Annotated in this window: 24 protein-coding genes and 1 pseudogene; 12 read left to right on the top strand and 13 right to left on the bottom strand. The window is 70.4% G+C overall.

Annotated elements, in window-relative coordinates; genetic code table 11:
• Positions 1–24: 24 nt before the first annotated feature.
• The 3 genes from ACZ39I_RS26190 to ACZ39I_RS26180 form a co-directional block, all read right to left on the bottom strand.
• Complete coding sequence (locus tag ACZ39I_RS26190) at positions 25–1,179, bottom strand: S1C family serine protease (RefSeq protein WP_467246881.1); 1,155 nt, start codon at positions 1,177–1,179, stop codon at positions 25–27.
• A gap of 131 nt (positions 1,180–1,310) precedes the next feature.
• Positions 1,311–2,333: a LacI family DNA-binding transcriptional regulator gene (locus ACZ39I_RS26185; protein WP_352391682.1), complete on the bottom strand. Its 1,023-nt coding sequence runs from the start codon at positions 2,331–2,333 to the stop codon at positions 1,311–1,313.
• A 119-nt stretch (positions 2,334–2,452) separates the two neighbouring features.
• Positions 2,453–3,220, bottom strand: coding sequence for a response regulator transcription factor (locus ACZ39I_RS26180; RefSeq protein WP_352391683.1), 768 nt, complete (start codon positions 3,218–3,220; stop codon positions 2,453–2,455).
• A gap of 118 nt (positions 3,221–3,338) precedes the next feature.
• Between ACZ39I_RS26180 and ACZ39I_RS26175 the strand changes: the two genes are divergently transcribed.
• From ACZ39I_RS26175 to ACZ39I_RS26165, 3 genes are read left to right on the top strand one after another with little or no spacing between them, the layout of a single operon-like run.
• The gene (locus tag ACZ39I_RS26175) at positions 3,339–4,199 is read left to right on the top strand and encodes an alpha/beta hydrolase (protein WP_467246879.1); all 861 of its coding nucleotides are present in this window, start codon (positions 3,339–3,341) and stop codon (positions 4,197–4,199) included.
• A 37-nt stretch (positions 4,200–4,236) separates the two neighbouring features.
• Positions 4,237–4,491, top strand: a complete 255-nt coding sequence (locus tag ACZ39I_RS26170) for a MoaD/ThiS family protein (RefSeq protein WP_007382997.1) — start codon at positions 4,237–4,239, stop codon at positions 4,489–4,491.
• Between the two features lie 2 nt (positions 4,492–4,493).
• Positions 4,494–5,606 (top strand): hypothetical protein, encoded by a 1,113-nt coding sequence (locus tag ACZ39I_RS26165; RefSeq protein WP_467246877.1) that lies wholly within the window; start codon positions 4,494–4,496, stop codon positions 5,604–5,606.
• On the opposite strand, the gene ACZ39I_RS26160 is transcribed toward ACZ39I_RS26165, so the two are convergent.
• The 9 genes and pseudogenes from ACZ39I_RS26160 to ACZ39I_RS26120 all read right to left on the bottom strand — a co-directional run.
• The gene (locus ACZ39I_RS26160) at positions 5,603–5,740 is read right to left on the bottom strand and encodes a VOC family protein (protein WP_467246975.1); all 138 of its coding nucleotides are present in this window, start codon (positions 5,738–5,740) and stop codon (positions 5,603–5,605) included. The two genes, ACZ39I_RS26165 and ACZ39I_RS26160, sit on opposite strands and share 4 nt — an antisense overlap.
• Before the next feature lie 221 nt (positions 5,741–5,961).
• Complete coding sequence (locus ACZ39I_RS26155) at positions 5,962–6,222, bottom strand: DUF3099 domain-containing protein (protein WP_467246875.1); 261 nt, start codon at positions 6,220–6,222, stop codon at positions 5,962–5,964.
• 86 nt (positions 6,223–6,308) lie between these two features.
• A complete protein-coding gene (locus ACZ39I_RS26150) occupies positions 6,309–6,596 on the bottom strand; it encodes a DUF1416 domain-containing protein (RefSeq protein WP_007382995.1) in 288 nt (95 codons plus the stop codon).
• Between the two features lie 63 nt (positions 6,597–6,659).
• Entirely contained in the window at positions 6,660–7,499 is an 840-nt protein-coding gene (locus ACZ39I_RS26145; RefSeq protein ID WP_467246873.1) for a sulfurtransferase, read from the bottom strand.
• Between the two features lie 109 nt (positions 7,500–7,608).
• The gene (locus tag ACZ39I_RS26140) at positions 7,609–7,689 is read right to left on the bottom strand and encodes an Ms5788A family Cys-rich leader peptide (protein ID WP_350751515.1); all 81 of its coding nucleotides are present in this window, start codon (positions 7,687–7,689) and stop codon (positions 7,609–7,611) included.
• 213 nt (positions 7,690–7,902) lie between these two features.
• Positions 7,903–8,631 (bottom strand): LmeA family phospholipid-binding protein, encoded by a 729-nt coding sequence (locus tag ACZ39I_RS26135; protein WP_467246871.1) that lies wholly within the window; start codon positions 8,629–8,631, stop codon positions 7,903–7,905.
• 128 nt (positions 8,632–8,759) lie between these two features.
• Positions 8,760–9,122: a DsrE family protein gene (locus tag ACZ39I_RS26130; protein ID WP_123761657.1), complete on the bottom strand. Its 363-nt coding sequence runs from the start codon at positions 9,120–9,122 to the stop codon at positions 8,760–8,762.
• 21 nt (positions 9,123–9,143) lie between these two features.
• Positions 9,144–9,377, bottom strand: coding sequence for a hypothetical protein (locus tag ACZ39I_RS26125; protein WP_467246869.1), 234 nt, complete (start codon positions 9,375–9,377; stop codon positions 9,144–9,146).
• A 62-nt stretch (positions 9,378–9,439) separates the two neighbouring features.
• Positions 9,440–9,664, bottom strand: a pseudogene (locus ACZ39I_RS26120) (hypothetical protein); the annotation flags it as partial.
• Between the two features lie 181 nt (positions 9,665–9,845).
• Here ACZ39I_RS26120 and ACZ39I_RS26115 point away from each other — a divergent pair.
• From ACZ39I_RS26115 to ygfZ, 8 genes are all read left to right on the top strand, one after another.
• Complete coding sequence (locus ACZ39I_RS26115) at positions 9,846–10,688, top strand: helix-turn-helix domain-containing protein (RefSeq protein WP_467246973.1); 843 nt, start codon at positions 9,846–9,848, stop codon at positions 10,686–10,688.
• Entirely contained in the window at positions 10,670–10,867 is a 198-nt protein-coding gene (locus ACZ39I_RS26110) for a DUF397 domain-containing protein (protein ID WP_467246867.1), read from the top strand. Before ACZ39I_RS26115 ends, ACZ39I_RS26110 begins: the two co-directional genes overlap by 19 nt.
• A 105-nt stretch (positions 10,868–10,972) precedes the next feature.
• A complete protein-coding gene (locus ACZ39I_RS26105; protein WP_467246865.1) occupies positions 10,973–11,734 on the top strand; it encodes a hypothetical protein in 762 nt (253 codons plus the stop codon).
• A complete protein-coding gene (locus tag ACZ39I_RS26100; RefSeq protein WP_467246863.1) occupies positions 11,731–12,573 on the top strand; it encodes a hypothetical protein in 843 nt (280 codons plus the stop codon). Before ACZ39I_RS26105 ends, ACZ39I_RS26100 begins: the two co-directional genes overlap by 4 nt.
• Before the next feature lie 359 nt (positions 12,574–12,932).
• Positions 12,933–13,817: a hypothetical protein gene (locus tag ACZ39I_RS26095; protein WP_467246971.1), complete on the top strand. Its 885-nt coding sequence runs from the start codon at positions 12,933–12,935 to the stop codon at positions 13,815–13,817.
• Between the two features lie 214 nt (positions 13,818–14,031).
• Entirely contained in the window at positions 14,032–14,607 is a 576-nt protein-coding gene (locus ACZ39I_RS26090) for a heme-binding beta-barrel domain-containing protein (protein ID WP_466285116.1), read from the top strand.
• Positions 14,608–14,639: 32 nt separating this feature from the next.
• Positions 14,640–15,077 carry a Fur family transcriptional regulator gene (locus tag ACZ39I_RS26085; protein ID WP_467246861.1) on the top strand — a complete coding sequence of 146 codons (438 nt, stop codon included), beginning with the start codon at positions 14,640–14,642 and terminating at the stop codon, positions 15,075–15,077.
• 10 nt (positions 15,078–15,087) lie between these two features.
• On the top strand, positions 15,088–16,053 hold the full coding sequence (ygfZ, locus tag ACZ39I_RS26080; RefSeq protein WP_467246859.1) for a CAF17-like 4Fe-4S cluster assembly/insertion protein YgfZ: 966 nt from the start codon (positions 15,088–15,090) through the stop codon (positions 16,051–16,053).
• A gap of 10 nt (positions 16,054–16,063) precedes the next feature.
• Here the strand turns inward: ygfZ and dtd are convergent, their stop codons facing one another.
• Positions 16,064–16,489: a D-aminoacyl-tRNA deacylase gene (dtd, locus tag ACZ39I_RS26075; RefSeq protein WP_467246857.1), complete on the bottom strand. Its 426-nt coding sequence runs from the start codon at positions 16,487–16,489 to the stop codon at positions 16,064–16,066.
• Positions 16,490–16,647: 158 nt separating this feature from the next.
• Here dtd and ACZ39I_RS26070 point away from each other — a divergent pair, with 158 nt between their 5' ends.
• A complete protein-coding gene (locus tag ACZ39I_RS26070; RefSeq protein ID WP_403671667.1) occupies positions 16,648–17,235 on the top strand; it encodes an RsiG family protein in 588 nt (195 codons plus the stop codon).
• The last annotated feature ends 47 nt before the right edge of the window (positions 17,236–17,282 follow it).

Raw genomic sequence — 17,282 nt, 5'->3', positions numbered from 1 at the left:
ACTCCTCGCGAGGGTCGAAGGGGGTCAGCTGTCCGAGCCGCCGGCCCGCAGCGTGGCCAGGTCGGACTTGACGGTGTTGATCGGGATGGAGAAGCCGAGGCCCGCGCTGCCGGCCGTGGACGAGTCCGAAGTGGCCGAGTACATCGCCGAGTTGATGCCGATGATGTTGCCGTTCATGTCGATCAGCGCGCCGCCGGAGTTGCCCGGGTTCAAGGACGCGTCCGTCTGGATCGCCTTGTACGTCGTCGTGGACGAGCCGGTGTCGCCGTTGAACTGCCGGCCGCCGAACTCGAACGGCCACTGGCCGCTGCCGCCGCTCTGGCCCTGGTTCTGGCTCTGGCCCTCGTCGGTCGCGACCGTCACGTCCCGGTTGAGGGCGGAGACGATGCCGCTGGTCACGGTGCCGGTCAGACCCTCGGGGGAGCCGATCGCCACGACCTCGTCGCCGACCTGGACGCCGTCGGAGTTGCCGAGGGTGGCCGGGGTCAGGCCGGAGGCGTTCTCCAGCTTGATGAGGGCGAGGTCCTTCTTGCTGTCGGTGCCGACGACCTTCGCGGTGTAGGTCTTGCCGTCGCTGGTGCTCACCTTGACGGAAGTGGCGCCGGAGATGACGTGGTTGTTGGTGATGATCTCGCCGTCGCTGGTGATGATCACGCCGGAGCCGGTGGACTCCCCGGCGTTCGAGGTGGCGTTGATCTCGACGATGCTGGGGCTGACCGCCTTGGCGACCCCGGAGACCGTGCCCTTGGCGGAGGACGGCACCACGTTGGTGCTGGTGCTGCTGGAGGCGACCGTGTCGTTGCCGGTCAGCTCCTGGATGCCGTAGGCGGTGCCGCCTCCTATCGCCGCGGCGACGATCGCGACGGCGGCGAGGAGGGCGAGGGGGCCGCGGGTGCGCCGCTTCGGAGCGGGAGCGGGCTCCTCGGGGGCCGCGGTGAGGAGAGCGGTTCCGCCGCCGTTGCCGTCACCGCCGTACGAACCGGCGCCCTCGGAGGCGAAGGCGGCGTGCTGAGCCTGCTGCCCGCCCGGCCACACGGTGGTCGGCTCGACGACCGGCGGCTGGGCCGGCGGGGGCGGCCACTCGGGGTTCACGGGCGACGAAGCGTGCTGCTGCTGGGCGCCCTGGTAGGGGTTCTCGTACTGCTCGTACTCGCCGTCGCGGCGGAAGCTCTCGGTCATGACAGCAAGCTTGTCCCGCGACCATGAGAGCTCCCTGAGTGCTCCCTGAGAAGCCCGGCAGAACCGCGTATGCCCGATATAAAGGCGCCGCTGGCCTCGGGCCGGATGTTCTCAGACGGTCTTCAGAAAGCTCACTCGCAGCCGCAGGACCGCCGCACGACCAGCTTCGACGGGAACACCTTCAGCCGTTCCCGGCGGGAGCCGGCGACCCGCAGCCCGTCGTCCAGCACCAGGTCCACCGCCGCCCGGGCCATCGCCGACCGGTCCGACGCGATGGTCGTCATCGGCGGATCCGCGAGCGCGGCTTCCTTGATGTCGTCGAACCCGATGACCGCCAGCTCGCCCGGCACGTCGATGCGCAGCTCGCGCGCGGCCCGCAGCAGGCCGATCGCCTGGTCGTCGGTGGAGCAGAAGATGGCGGGCGGGCGGTCGGGCCCGGAGAGCACCCCGAGCGCCACCTGATAGGCGTCGTAGCGGTTGTACGGCGCCTCGAAGAGCCGTCCCTCGGTCGGGAGACCGGCCTCGTCCATGGCCTGCCGCCAGCCCTGGACGTGGTCGGAGACCGGGTCGCCGACCGCGGGGGTGTCGGCCGTGCCGCCCATACAGGCGACGTAGGGGTAGCCGTGGCCCAGCAGATGCTCGACGGCGGTCTTCGCGCCGGTGAGGTCGTCGAGGACGACGGCGACGTCGTCGATCGCCTCCGGCCGCTCGTGCAGCAGCACGACCCGGGCGTCCCAGGCGTCGATCTCGGCGGCGGCGTTGTCGTTCAGCGCGTGCGAGACCAGGATCAGCCCCGAGACCCGCATCCCGAGGAACGCCCGCAGATAGTGGACCTCGCGCTCGCCGATGTAGTCGGAGTTCCCGACCAGCACCATCTTCCCGCGCTCGGAGGCGGCCTGTTCGACCGCGTGCGCCATCTCCGCGAAGAACGGCTGGCGCGCGTCCGGCACGATCAGGCCTATGAGGTCGGTGCGCCGCGACGCCATCGCCTGGGCCACCCGGTCGGGCCGGTACGACAGCTCCTTGATCGCGGCGAGGACACGCTCGCGCGTGGCCGGGGCAACCGGCCGGGGTCCGTTGTTGATGACGTAACTGACGACGGCAGTGGACGTCCCTGCCAGCCGTGCGACATCATCCCTGGTTACCTTGGCCACGCGCGGAGTCTACGCGGATGGACCCGCTCTGGGCAGGGCGTGAAGGAGGTCCCCGTGCTCCCGCGGACAGGCGTGCGGGGGCGCATCGGTTCCTGAGCCATGCCCATCCGCGGGACCCGCTACGCCTCTACGTCTTCGAGGGCGGCACTCTCGTCCGCATCCTCCGCCTTTGCCCGGTCCGCCTTGGCCTTCGCCTCGTCGGTGACCCGGTCGCCCTTCTCAGGAGTAACGAATCGATAACCGACGTTGCGGACGGTCCCGATCAGCGACTCGTGCTCGGGGCCGAGCTTCGCGCGCAGCCGTCGTACGTGCACGTCGACCGTCCGGGTGCCGCCGAAGTAGTCGTAGCCCCAGACCTCCTGCAGCAGCTGAGCGCGCGTGAAGACGCGGCCCGGGTGCTGGGCGAGGTACTTCAGGAGCTCGAACTCCTTGAAGGTCAGGTCGAGGACCCGGCCCTTGAGCTTCGCGGAGTAGGTCGCCTCGTCGACCGACAGGTCGCCGTTGCGGATCTCCATGGGGGAGTCGTCGTTCACGATCTGCTGGCGGCCCATGGCGAGACGCAGCCGTGCCTCGACCTCGGCCGGACCGGCGGTGTCGAGGAGGACGTCGTCGATGCCCCAGTCGGCGGTGACGGCCGCGAGGCCGCCCTCGGTCACGACGAGGATGAGCGGACAGCCGGGCCCGGTGGAGCGCAGCAGCTGGCACAGGCTGCGGACCTGGGGCAGATCACGGCGTCCGTCGATGAGGATGACGTCGGCACCCGGGGTGTCGACGAGTGCGGGGCCCTCCGCCGGAGCCACACGCACGTTGTGCAGGAGCAGGCCGAGGGCGGGCAGCACCTCCGTCGACGGCTGGAGGGCATTGGTCAGGAGCAGCAGAGAACTCATATGTCTGGTTCCTCCTCGGTCCCGCGAGGTCATGGCCTTCGTATACAGGGGTATCCGAAAGCACAAAAGGACCCGGGGGCTGCGTTGCCCGAGTCCTCTTCCGACGAGAATAGCCCACATGAGCATTGATCCGGCAGGTCGTGTGGTGCGTTCCACGGTGAGTCCGCACTCTGAGACGCGCAGACATGCACCTATACGGACGTTTCTGCACACCGACGACGGCGTGACGATCGATTCCGTATACGATCCGCCCTCCTCCGTATACGAAGCCTCCCGGCCACCCTCCCGTGACCTGGTGTTCGTCGTCGCGCACGGTTTCACCGGCGATGTGGATCGCCCACATGTTCGCCGGGTGGTGAACACGTTCACCCGGTACGGCGCTGTCGTCACCTTCTCCTTCCGCGGCCACGGAGCCTCCGGCGGGCGCTCCACGGTCGGCGACCGCGAGGTGCTGGATCTGGCCGCCGCGGTGTCCTGGGCGCGCGGACTCGGCCACACACGCGTGGCCACCGTCGGGTTCTCGATGGGCGGCTCGGTGGTGCTGCGGCACGCGGCGCTGTACCGGCCGGAGACCGACGGGCGCACGGACGCGCACGCGGACGCGGTGGTCTCGGTCAGCGCACCGGCCCGCTGGTACTACCGCGGCACGGCCCCCATGCGAAGACTCCACTGGCTGGTGACCCGCCCCGAGGGCCGCCTGGTGAGCCGCTACGGATTCCGCACGCGCATCCACCACCGCGACTGGGACCCCGTCCCCCTCTCCCCGGTGGAGTCGGTCCCGGGGATCGCCCCCACCCCGCTCCTGATCGTCCACGGCGACCGCGACGGATACTTCCCCCTCGACCACCCGCGGATGCTCGCGGAGGCCGCCGGCGACCACGGTGAGCTGTGGATCGAGCCCATGGGCCACGCCGAGCACGCGGTCGGCGACGAGCTGCTGGACCGCATCGGGGACTGGGCCGCCACAGCGGCCGGATAGCCTGGCGGCATACACCACCGATCGATTGAGGAAGCGGATGCCAAAGGTCACGGTGCGCTATTGGGCCGCCGCGAAGGCCGCGGCCGGGATCGCCGAGGAGCCGTTCGACGCGGCCACACTCGCCGAGGCGCTGGACGCGGCACGCGAGCGACACCCCGGCGAACTCGTGCGTGTCCTGCGGCGATGCTCGTTCCTCGTCGACGGAGACCCCGTGGGCACCCGCGGACATGAGACGGTACGGCTGGCCGACGGCGGCACGGTCGAGGTGCTCCCGCCGTTCGCAGGAGGGTGACGATGACGAACCAGCCGTACGAGGGCTACGACCAGTACCCGCAGCAGGGCTGGCCGGCCCAGCAGGGGTACGACGACGAGGCCCAGGCAGCCCAGCAGTACACCCAGCAGTGGCAGGGCCAGACCTGGGACACCCAGGTGCACCGACCCGTCCAGGCGGCGGGGGAGACGGCGTACCTGCCGCAGCAGGGCTACGAGGGCGAGCCGCAGGGGTACGGCCACGGGCCCGTGCAGGGCGGCCCCGCCCCGGCGACTCCGGCGGCCGGTGCGTATGGCGCCCCGGCCCCGGGGCACCCCGCGCCCGACTCCTCCGGCTCCGGCTCCGGCTACGGCCCCGCCACCGTCGCCGGCAACGCGCGCATCACCGACGCCCAGCGCGCCCGCCTCGAAGGCCGGTCCCCGATCATCGAGCCCGGCATCCAGCCCGCCGCGCTCACCGCACTGCTCGGCCTGCTGCTCTCCGGCGCCGCGGCCGTCGGGTCGTACGCCCTCCTCGTGCCCCTCGTCGTCCTCCAGGCCGTGACCGCGGCCGGCTGGTTCCGGCTGAACGGCATGTGGCCCGCCCGGCAGGGCATCGCGCTGGCGTTCCTCGGCGCGCTGGTGGCGGACGCGGCCCTGCTGACGGCCGGCCGGGAGAACGCGCCCGCGGCGATCCTCGGCACCCTCGGCGTCTGGGTCCTGCTCAGCCTGGTGCTGCAGCTCCGCTCGCACGCCGACGCCGACGAGCGGATGTACGGCCTGATGGCGACCGTCGCCTCGGCGGCCCTGGCGATCGTGGCGACCGGCCACCTCGCGGCGGACCCGGACGCGGTGACGGTCGGCGCGGCCGCGGTGGCCGTGGCGGTCCTGGCCCGCGCGCTGCCCCTGCCGACCCCGGCCTCCGTGGTCGTCGCCCTGCTCGCCGCGGCGGGCGCGGGCATCGCGGTCGGCGGGATGACGGGCCTCGGCGCGAAGGGTGCCTTCCTCGGCGCGGGCGCCGCGGTGTGCGCGCTGATCGGCCACCGGGTCGCGAGCTACGACTACCCGTCCCGCTTCGTGCACTTCACGGCGGGCGTGGCCCTCCCACTGGCCGCGTCGGCCCCGGCGGTGTACGTGCTGGGCCGGGCGATCGGCTAGGTCGCCGGGGGCATCTGGGTCCACAGACAGAAGGGCTGCCCGGCCGGGTCGAACAGAACCCGGACGTCGCCCTGCGGCTGATACTCGGCGAGCCGCGCGCCTTCAGCGACAGCCCGGGTGGTCTCGGCCGCCAGGCCGCTGACGGGTCGCTGACAGGGACATCGGGCATCTCGACGCCGAGGGGCTCAGTGACGCAGGGACCGAGTTCGTGGTGAGCCGCGTCGACGGCACGTGCTCGGCGCCGGGCACATTCCAGCCCGCCCGGCGCTTGAGGGCGAGGCCGTTCAGGCCGACGGGGGGTCTGGGGCGCAGCCCCAGCCACGGCCACGCCGGGGCCGCTCGGCCTCCTGTCGGGTCAGCCCCGCCGTCGCTTCCCGTCCAGCTCGTCCCACCACTCGTCGGACTTCGGGTCGCCGGAGGGGTCGTCCCACCAGCGGTCGTCGGGGCCGCGCCGGTTGGCGACCATCGCGGCGAGCGGAGGGATCACCATCGCCACCACGCACATTCCCACGGCCACCGGCACCGACCAGAGCCGCACGACTCCCCAGGCCAGGACGAACAGCCCGATGCACGTGCCCATCATCGCGAAATAAGCGTGCCGTCGTCGCGCCAACATGAGTCCAGCGTAGGCCCGGAAAGGCCGGAGGGCCGTACCCCGTGCGACGGGGTACGGCCCTCCGGCCGATCAGTCGGTCGGCTGCCTCAGACGGCGATCGCGACCTCGGCCAGGCCGCCCTGCTGGGCGACGACCGTACGGTCGGCGGTGCCGCCCGGAACCAGCGCGCGAACGGTCCAGGTGCCCTCGGCCGCGTAGAAGCGGAACTGGCCCGTCGCGGAGGTCGGGACCTCCGCCGTGAACTCGCCGGTCGAGTCCAGGAGGCGGACGTAGCCCACCACAGGCTCGCCGTCACGCGTCACCTGGCCCTGGATCGTGGTCTCACCGGGCTTGATCGTCGAGGCGTCCGGGCCGCCGGCCTTCGCTCCACACATGTCTTTCTCCAAGGAAGGGGTCTGACCGGAAGGAAGGCCGGTCGGGATGATGCGGACGGGGTCTTACTTGTTGGCGCCGAGCTCGATCGGAACGCCGACCAGGGAGCCGTACTCGGTCCAGGAGCCGTCGTAGTTCTTGACGTTCTCGACACCGAGCAGCTCGTGCAGCACGAACCAGGTCAGGGCCGAGCGCTCACCGATACGGCAGTACGCGATGGTGTCCTTGGCGAGGTCGACCTGCTCCTCGGCGTAGAGCTCCTTGAGCTCCTCGTCCGACTTGAAGGTGCCGTCGTCGTTGGCGTTCTTCGACCACGGGATGTTGCGCGCGGACGGGACGTGGCCCGGACGCTGCGACTGCTCCTGCGGCAGGTGGGCCGGAGCGAGCAGCTTGCCGCTGAACTCGTCGGGCGACCGGACGTCGACCAGGTTCTGCGAGCCGATCGCGGCGACGACGTCGTCACGGAAGGCGCGGATGGCCTTGTTCTGCGGCTTCGCCGTGTAGGTCGTCTCGGTCCGCTCCGGGACCTCCTCGACCAGCTCGCGGGCGTCCAGCTCCCACTTCTTGCGGCCGCCGTCGAGAAGCTTGACGTTCTCGTGGCCGTACAGCTTGAAGTACCAGTAGGCGTAGGACGCGAACCAGTTGTTGTTGCCGCCGTAGAGGATCACCAGGGTGTCGTTGGCGATGCCCTTCGCCGACAGGAGCTTCTCGAAGCCCTCCTGGTCGACGAAGTCGCGGCGGACCGGGTCCTGCAGGTCCTTGGTCCAGTCGATGCGGATCGCGTTGCGGATGTGGTTCTTCTCGTAGGCGGACGTGTCCTCGTCCACCTCCACGATCGCGATGTTCGGCTCGTCGAGGTTGGCCTCGACCCAGTCGGCGTCGACCAGGACGTCACTGCGGCTCATGCTCGTTCTCCTCCGGGGCAGTTGCGGCGGGGCGTGCGGAAGGGTGCGCGGGGCGCACGGATGCCCTGGGGCGCCAGGGCGAGGGGACGCGGAGGTCGGTGCCGTCCGCTCAGAAGGGGCGACAGAGCATGGCGGCGACGCGGCACAGGTCTACTGCCCGCCGCTTCGTGAGATCCGCCTGTCGCTTCATGGTGCCGATCGTAGGGAGGGACATACCGGCATGTCACCGGTGTGTCGCATACTGAGATGCGATCGTCCGGGATGTGGGACCAAAAAGCCGCCCGGGCCGTGGTCCCACGGTTCCCGGGCGGCTGTAGCCGTCATCACATCTACGGTACGGACGTCACCGTCTCGCCTGTCGGACGCGCGGCATCCGGCTCAGCGTGTCCGCCCGACGCTCGTCCTACCCGGCGAGCTTGACGTCCGAACCCTTCACCGCGATCTCCACACCGTTCGCACCCGCTTCGACCTTGTCGAGCTTGATACCGCCCGGCAGACCCTCGATCTTCTGGTCGAAGTCGGCGACCGAACGGACGTCGGTGTCGGCGAGGGTGATGTTGCCGAAACTGGGGATCGAGTCGGCGTGCACCCGCACGGTGTCGCCGTCGACGACGGAGACGGTGCTGAGCACGGAGACGGGCTTCTCCAAGGCGCTGATCTTGATATCGACCTTGATCTTGCCGTCCCCGCCGTCGGAGAGGCCGACGACCTTGGCGGTGACACCCAGCGGAAGCTGGGCCTCCTCGGACCCCGCGGCCTTCAGTAGCTGGTCGTAGGCGATGGTCGCGGTGCCGGCGGCGGTGGAGGCGGTGGCGGAGCTGTAGTCGCCGGAGAACGCGACGCCCTTCATGGCGGCGTTCAGGTCGTCGATGCGGATCGAGCCCCCGCTGGTGCCGGTGTCCGCGTCGTAGTCCTTCATCCCGACCTCGACGTCGTCGAGCTCGCCGCCGGCCACCTGGGTCAGGAACGGGAACCCCTTGATGTCCACGCTCGGCGTCGTGGTCAGCCCCTCCTGCGTCTTCAGCCGGTCCGCGACCTCGCCCTCCGCGAAGTGGACCGCCAGACGGTCGGCGGCGACGAACAGCCCGCCGAGAATCACGGCGATGATCAGAAGTACTCGCAGGGCGCGCATGCGGTGGGTCCCCCCGGGGCGGCGGTCTTGTCGACGGACGGGTGGCCGTCGAGCGGCAGAGTAACCCTGCCGGGTAAGGCACCCGCCGGATTGTCGATCACCTGTGACAGGCCGCACGCGGTGCCTGCTCAATAAACGAGCGCCTGCGTCCCGTCCGCGAGCGCCTCCTGCACGAAGACCTGCGCCCCCGCGATCCGTACGCCCTCGATGACGTCCTTCTCCGTGATGTCCCGGCGGGCCGCGCACTGGGTGCACAGGGTGAGCCGCCCGCCCGCGAGGACCGAGTCCAGCAGGTCGGGCAGTGGGGCCGCGTGCGGCAGCTCGAACTCGGCGGCCCGCCCCGGCAGCGCGAACCACGCCGACTCCCCGGTCAGCCACAGCGACACGTCCACCCCGCTGGCCACGGCCACCGCCGCCACGGTGAACGCCTGCGAGCACCGCTCGGGGGCGTCGGCCCCGGCGGTCACCTTGATCACGAGCTTCTTCGCCATACCGGCAGCGTAGTGCGGCGGTCACGCCGTCGCGACGATCATCACCAGCAGTCCCGCGACGCTGAGCGCGGTGAGCACACCGGTCCAGAAGGCGTCGTCGGTGAGGATCCAGGGCACCCGCAGGCGCAGCCGTCGGCGCCGGGGACGGGGATCCGGGGCGGGCGGCGGAGGTGCCGACTCCGGCACCTCGGGAGGTGGCGGGCCGCTCGGCCGGCCCGGCGGCGGATACGGATAGTAGGGCGGCGGCACGCTCATGCGAGGTCCGCCTCTCGCCGGTGCCCGCGTGGCTGGTCGACCACGAGGAACGGGCCGTCGGTCAGCGGCGGACCGGGCTCCGGTACGGCGGCCCGCGCGCGGTCGTTCGCCGCGCGGACCCCGGCGCTCAGCCGCTCCTGGTCGGTGGCCGGCCGCAGCGCCGACGGATCGGCCTGCCACTCCCGGCCACCGCCCACGGGACGCAGCATCGCGTACGGCCCGGAGCGGTCCTGGTACTCGCCGACTCTGTTGGTGGCGGGGTCGAAGAGAAGCGTTCCCGGTTCCATCGGTTTTCCATCCTTTCGCCCAACATCTATACGGAATGCGACAGTTGAAATACTCTGCGTGTTCCTGGGTCGGTACGAGCATGGCTCAGGGCGACGACGGAGAGCGACGGAAACGGCCGCAAATTCCACAGCGGGCGCTCCAAATTCCACAAATTCCACAAGGATGATCAAGGAGGGTGCGGTGCCGCAGCGGCGGATGGTCACAGGGCGGAGCCATGAACCGAGGGCACGGTTCGCGGAGGAGCTGCGGTTACTGAGGGCCGGGAAGGGCGGGAGTCTGCGGGACCTGGCGGACCGGCTCGGCTGGGACGCTTCGACGCTCGGGAAGATGGAGAGCGGGCGCAGCCTGGGCAGCCCGGAGATCGTGGAGGCACTGGACCAGCACTACGGGACGCCGGGGATGCTGCTGGCCCTGTGGGAGCTGGCGGTTGGGGATCCGACGCAGTTCAAGGAGCAGTACCGGCGGTACATGGTGCTGGAGACGGAGGCGCACAGTCTGTGGCACTTCGGTGTCAGCGTCCTGCCCGGTCTGCTGCAGACGGACGGGTACGCCCGTGAGTTGCTCGCACTGGGCGGGGCGAAGGGCGATGAACTGGACCAGCAGGTGGAGGCCCGTACCGGGCGGCGCAAACTGCTGGAGGAGGAGGACGCCCCGATCTTCCGGTCACTCCTGGCGGAAGCGGTACTGCGGACGCCGCTGCGGCAAGCGGGCGAGTGGAGGGGGCAGTTGGAGCATCTGCTGGAGGTGTCGCGGTGGCCGCACGTCACGATCCAGGTGGTGCCACAGAGTGCCGGGCTGCACGGCCTGGTGAGCTCCGACGTGATGTTCCTGAAGCTGCTCCGCGGACGGACCATCGCGTATCTGAAGAACGCTCTGCGAGGTGAACTGGTCGAGGAAAACGCCTCGGTCGAACGGCTGCACCGTGCCTACGATGCGATGCGTGACCTGGCGCTGAATCCGGCCGAGTCACGGAAGTTCATCCTGCGGCTGTTGGAGGAAGCACCGTGCGAGCCATCGACCTGAGCGGCCTGACGTGGCGCAAGAGCAGCTACAGCAACCCGGACGGCGGCCAGTGCCTGGAAGTCTCCGACGCCCTGCCCGCCCTCGTCCCCGTCCGGGACAGCAAGAACCCCGGTCGGCGGGCGCTGCTCTTCTCCGACGGGGCCTGGTCCGTGTTCGTTGCCCACGTGTCCGAATCGTGATCAAGTTGGCGTACAACCCTGGATGTTGACCGGCGGTCTCCTGTGAAGCGCGCATACGGAATGCGCGCTTCACGTCTTGTGGGGGACGCGTTGGAAAGACCCGAGGTGCCCGAGGCACCCGAGATACCCGAAGCACCTGAGCCGCCCGAGGAGAGACCCCGGGCGCGCCGCCGGGGCCGTACGACGCTGCTGATCGCCTCCGCCGCCGTACTCGGTGTCGTCGCCGGGACGTGCACGGGATACCTGATCCAGGCCGACCGTGAGCCGACGAAACTGGCCTCGCTCTCCCAGCCGACGCTGGCACAGGCCAAGGGCCCGGCGCCCGAGCCGCTGCCCGCCTCCCAGGACCGCCGGGTGAAGACCGACGGCGACCTGCGCAAGCTGCTGCTGAAGAAGCCGGCCGGGGCGAAGGACGCCGACTGGGGCAGTGACGACCGCTGGATGACGCTGGCCGAAGTCGCGGAGACGGCCAACAAGCCGGGCGGAGCGTTCGGCGAACTCGTCTCCCAGGAGTTCCGCCGCGCAGCGGACACCGGCTGGCAGGTCGGCCGCACCTACGGCGTCGAGATCCGCCTCACCCAGTACCGGCAGGAGGAGACCCGGGAGGCTTCCGACGCGGCCGACGGCGAGAACTACTTCGAGGACTCCCAGGCTGGCACCAAGAGCTGGTCGGTGCCGGGCGGCGGAAACGCCATGGTGTACGTCCACACGAAGCCGGACACCGAGCCCGGTTATCTGCCGCAGTACAAGGCCTCGGCCGTCGCCTGGCGCGGGGACATCCTCATGAAGATCTTCGTCTGGGACACCAGGCCCATAGCGAAGGCGAAGATCATGGATCTGGCCGAGCGGCAGGTGAAGAAGCTGTGAGCGAGTCCGAGAACCAGCAGGTGGGTGAGATCGGTCCCGCCGAGCTCACCGCCTCGACCGAGCCCGCGGCGGCGCCCGCGAGGCGCGTCCGCGTCCGTCGTGGCCGTATCGCCGCGGTCGTCGGGTCAGTGGTGCTCGTCGCGGCCGTCGTCGCCGGGGTGGGCTTCACCGTGGTCACCGTCGACGGTGCCGACCGTGACGCGGGCGCTCCCGTGTGGACGTTCCCGAAGAGCGGGGCCGGCAAGACGAAGACGGAGCCCGCGCAGGGACTCGCGGGAATGCTCGTGCCGTACGGCGCCGACGGGTGGAGCCGTGGGCCCGACATCGGGGAGTACGGCTACGAGACCCGGCTCAGCGGGGCCGAGGCCACCGCCCTGCGCAAGGAGTCGCTGAGCGGTCTGCCCCGGACCCAGCGCAAGGCGCTGGAGAAGCAGATCGACAAGCAGCGCCTCACGGGCATCGCGATGCGCAGTTACGTCAGCACCGACCAGCTCTCCTCCGTCTACACGGACAAGGCATCCACGGTCACCATCGAGCTGACGCAGCTCGACAACAAGGCGGCGGCGCGGGGCATCTCGGAGTTCCAGAACGACTTCCTCGACGTGCTCGGCGACGTCCTGCGCGACGGGCCCCGGATCGAGGGCCACAAGGACGCGCGCTGTTTCCTGACGCCCAAGGACGCCGACACGAAGCTGGACTCGATGTTCTGCTTCGCCCTTCAGGGAAACGTCCTGGTCGACTTCACCGCCGACAGCGCCAGGCCCATGCAGCAAAAGGGGATCGCGATGCTCATGCGCGAGCAGCTCGACCGGATCGCGGAGCCGGGGGAGTCGGTATGACCGAGCAGACCGAACAGATACCGGCCCAGCCCCCGACCCGGGAGCCGGTCGCCCGCCCGGAGAAGGCCGAGGCAGCGGAGCCGGTCGCCGAGGCCGGGCGGTTCGAGGTGGCGGAGCCGGTCGACCGGATTGAGAAGGGCGAGCTGGTGGAGCCGGTCACTGGGGCCGGGCAGGTCGAGGTGGCTGAGTCGGTCGGCAGCGTCGGTCACGGGCACCAGGCCGAGCCGAAGGAACGGCCTGGCGGCGCCGAGCACACCGACGAGCCCGAGCGGAGCGAGCCCCAGAACGGGGTGTCCTCACCCCGGGTCGCCGCGTCCGCGTCCGGGCCCGAGCCCGCGGGCGAGTCCGCGACCGCCCCGATGCCCGTGTCCGCGCCCGTCCCGACACCCGACCCCGCAACCGTCCCGACACCCGACCCCGCAACCGTCCCGACACCCGACCCCGACTCCCTCGCCGCCCCGGAACACCTCCCCGCCCCCAAGGACCGCCGTGTCCTGCGCGCGGCTCTCCGCTGGACCGCCGCCCTGCTCACCTTCGCGGTGGTCGGGGCCGGGACGGCGTACGGCATCGCGGGGATGGAGCGGACGGACGTACCGGGCCTGGGAACGAAAGCGGACGGACGGTGGGAGTACCCGACGCTGACGAAGCCGCCGTTGCCCTCCGGCAGTCCGGGGCCCCTCGCCCCGGACAACAAGGCGGGCAGCCACTACGCCGACCTGCGCGCCCTGGTGCTGCCCGCGCCGAAGGGAGCGGCCGTCGACAAGGCGTTGCGCGGCACGGAGGGCTGGCTGCCGACGAAGGGCCTCCTCGCGGAGTACGGCGAGAAGGAGGACCGCGAGGAGCTGGGGCAGAAGCTCTCCGACAACGGTCTGCGGCACATCGCGGCGCGCGGCTGGACCACCCCGGACGGCACGCACACCCGGATCTACCTGCTCCAGTTCGACACCGCGGCCGTCGTGGACGATCTGTTCGGCGAGGACATAGCCCCCTACGGCAGCCCCGGCTTCGAACTGCGCGACGCCGTCACGTCCGTCTCCGACGAGCACTTCCCGAGCGCGGCCCGGATCCCCGAGATCACCGCCTCCGTCTACGTCGAGTCCAAGCCGTACGGCGCCGAGCAGACCCGGCACGCATACCTGTCCTCCGGTGACGTACTCGCCCTGGTCGTCCAGTCCCGCAAGGGCACCGCGAACCCCGTCCCCTTCCAGCAGACCGTGACCCTCCAGGGCCAGCTCCTCGGCTGAGCGGACCCCTACGGTTCCCCGGGCCCCGGCCGCGTAAGCTGGGGCCCGGCCCGTGTACATGCACCGCACCCCGCTCATCCGAGGAGCACCCCGTGGAGATCTTCTTCGAAGCCCTGCTGGTCCTGGTCTGCGTCGGCGTTCTCGCCTTCTCGTACCTGACCGTGAAGAAGCTGTACCAGGGCCAGCGCTGACCCCCCTCTAGGAACCGCCACTCATGATCGAGATCCCGTCCGACCTCCACAAGGACCTCGTCCCGCTCGCCTTCCTGCTCGGCAACTGGGCCGGCGCGGGCGTGCACGACTTCCCGGGCTCGGAGAAGTGCAACTTCGGCCAGGAGGTGACCTTCGGCCACGACGGCCGGGACTTCCTGGAGTACGAGTCCCACACCTGGGTGCTGGACAACGACGGCAACAAGGTCCGCCCCCTGGAGTCCGAGCACGGCTTCTGGCGCATCGACGCCGACCGCAAGGTCGAGGTGACGATGGTCCGCGACGACGGCGTCGTCGAGATCTGGTACGGCGAGATGGCCGCCCAGAAGCCGCAGATCGACCTGGTGACCGATGCCGTCGCGCGTACGGCCGCCTCGGGTCCGTACAACGGCGGCAAGCGCCTGTACGGCTACGTCAAGAGCGACCTCATGTGGGTCGGCGAGAAGCAGACCCCCGAGGTCGAGCTGCGCCCCTACATGTCGGCCCACCTGAAGAAGGTCGTCACCCCGGAAGAGGTCGAGCGCTGGGCCAAGGCCCTCCCCGACGACCTTCCGGACGACGGGATCGCCTTCTTCAAGTAGGACCCGCGCCGGGAGGTCCTAGACTTTCCGGTGTGGTGAGCACCGACTGGAAGAGTGACCTGAGGCAGCGCGGCTACCGGCTGACGCCGCAGCGCCAGCTTGTCCTCGAAGCCGTGGACACCCTGGAGCACGCGACCCCCGACGAGATCCTCACGGAAGTGAAGAAGACGGCGTCGGGGGTCAACATTTCCACGGTCTACCGGACCCTGGAGCTCCTGGAGGAGCTCGGGCTGGTCAGCCATGCCCATCTGGGGCACGGGGCGCCGACGTACCACCTCGCCGACCGCCACCACCACATCCACCTGGTCTGCCGCGACTGCGAGAACGTCATCGAGGCGGACGTCAAGGTGGCCGCCGACTTCACCGCGAAGCTCCGCCAGGAGTTCGGCTTCGAGACCGACATGAAGCACTTCGCGATCTTCGGCCGCTGCAAGGACTGCTCTCTCAAGGCTTCAACTACCGAGTCGTAGGCTTGGTCGTATGAAGAGCCCCCTGCTGTCCCTGCCCGGAGCCGTCCCCGCCGAGGGCGTGGACGAAGACGTCGCCGCGCACTACGGCGACCTGTTCCGTGAGCAGCGCGCCCTCGCCGACGGCACCGGATTCGTCGACCTCTCGCACCGCGGGGTCGTGTCCGTCACCGGCGAGGACCGCCTCAGCTGGCTGCACCTGCTGCTCACCCAGCACGTCAGCGAGCTGCCCACGGGCCAGGCCACCGAGGCGCTGATCCTCTCCGCGCACGGGCACATCGAGCACGCGCTGTACCTCGTCGACGACGGCACCACTGTGTGGGCGCACGTCGAGCCCGGCACCCAGGGCGCGCTGATCGCGTATCTGGAGTCGATGAAGTTCTTCAACCGGGTGGACGTCGCCGACCGCACCGACGAGTTCGCGGTCGTCCACCTTCCCGCCGGTTCCATCGCCGAGGTGCCGGACGGGGTCGTCGTACGCGAGATGTCGTACGGCCGCGATCTGTTCCTGCCGCGCGGGGATCTGGAGTCGTACGCCGAGAAGTCCGGTCCCGCGGCGGGTCTGCTCGCCTACGAGGCGCTGCGTGTCGAGCAGCACCGCCCCCGCCTCGGCTTCGAGACCGACCACCGCACCATCCCGCACGAGCTGGGCTGGATCGGGACGGCCGTGCACCTGCAGAAGGGCTGCTACCGGGGACAGGAGACCGTCGCCCGCGTCCAGAACCTCGGCAAGCCCCCGCGGCGCCTGGTCTTCCTGCACCTGGACGGCAGCGAGGTGCACCTGCCGCCCGCAGGCGCCGACATCCGGCTCGCGGACGACGGGCCCGACGGCCGCAAGATCGGTTTCGTGACGACGTCCGTACGGCATCACGAGCTCGGCCCGGTCGCGCTCGCCCTGGTCAAGCGGAACGTCCCGCTGGACGCGCGGCTCGTCGTCGAGTCGACGGCCGCGGCCCAGGAAGTCGTCGTGGAGCCGTAGCCCCCGGCTCTCAGATGTCCAGCAGGACCGTGAACGGGCCGTCGTTCGTCAGCGAGACCCGCATCCGTGCGCCGAAGCGGCCGGTGGCCACCGTCGCGCCCAGGGCGCGGAGCTGTGCGACGACCTCGTCGACGAGAGGCTCGGCGATGTCGCCGGGGGCCGCGGCGTTCCAGGTGGGGCGGCGGCCCTTGCGGGCGTCGCCGTACAGGGTGAACTGGCTGATCACCAGCAGCGGGGCGTCGATGTCGCTGCACGACTTCTCGTCGTGCAGCATCCGCACCGACCAGAGTTTGCGGGCGAGTTGGGCCGCCTTCTCCTTGGTGTCCTCGTGGGTGACCCCGACCAGGACGCACAGTCCCTCGCCGCTGATCTCCCCGACCGTCTCGCCGTCGACGACGACGTTCGCGCCGTCCACCCTCTGCACCACTGCACGCATGTGCCCATCATGCCGTTCGCTCAGGAGGGGCCCGTGTTCGGGTTTGTTTTTGATCCTTAACCCCCCATGTGCGGCCGTTCGGGGGCACTCGGTCACATAGCGGCCACTTGGGGTGGCACGATGCTTGCACACGCCGGTCGAGGGGACGGTAGAGGCGCATGAGCACACCGAGTACCGGGCGGCTGGACAGTCGGCGGCCGCCCACACAACGAACGGACAGCCCGCTGCTGCCCCAGGAACCACCCGAACAGGATCTCGCCACGCTGAGCCTGCCCGAACTGCGCACCCTGCGCAGGGACGCCCAGCGGGACGAGGCCGACCTCAGCTATGTCCGACGGCTGCTGCAGGGCCGTATCGACATCCTCCGCGCGGAACTGCTCCGCCGGTCCCCGACCGGCTCCATTCCGGAACGGCTCCCGGAGGCCTCCGTGGTCGATCGGCTCCCGGAGATCCTCACCGACGCCCCGGCCCGCCACCGCTCCTCGGCCCGTCACGTCAGGCTGGGCACCCCGCACAGCGAGGAGTACCGGCTGCTGGCCGCCGAGATGCTCGCCGAGGTCGAGCTCTCGGACCTCTGCGCGCGGACCGACCTGGAACTGAGCACCGCGATGGGCCGGCTCGTCCGCTACGAGCAGCGGGTGTCGGTGCGCCGGCAACGCTTGCAGCGGACTGCGGACGAGTGCAGCGGGGAGATCGCGCGGCGGTACCGGGAGGGGGAGGCGCAGGTGGAGGATCTGCTGACGTAGAGATGTCGGGGGTGTTCGGGGTGCTCCCCGGGGGCGGCGTGCGGCCG

This window comes from Streptomyces sp. NPDC024687 (genome assembly GCF_055559055.1).
The sequence above is the reverse complement of the archived record's forward strand: the minus strand, read 5'-3'. Positions and strand labels throughout refer to the sequence as shown.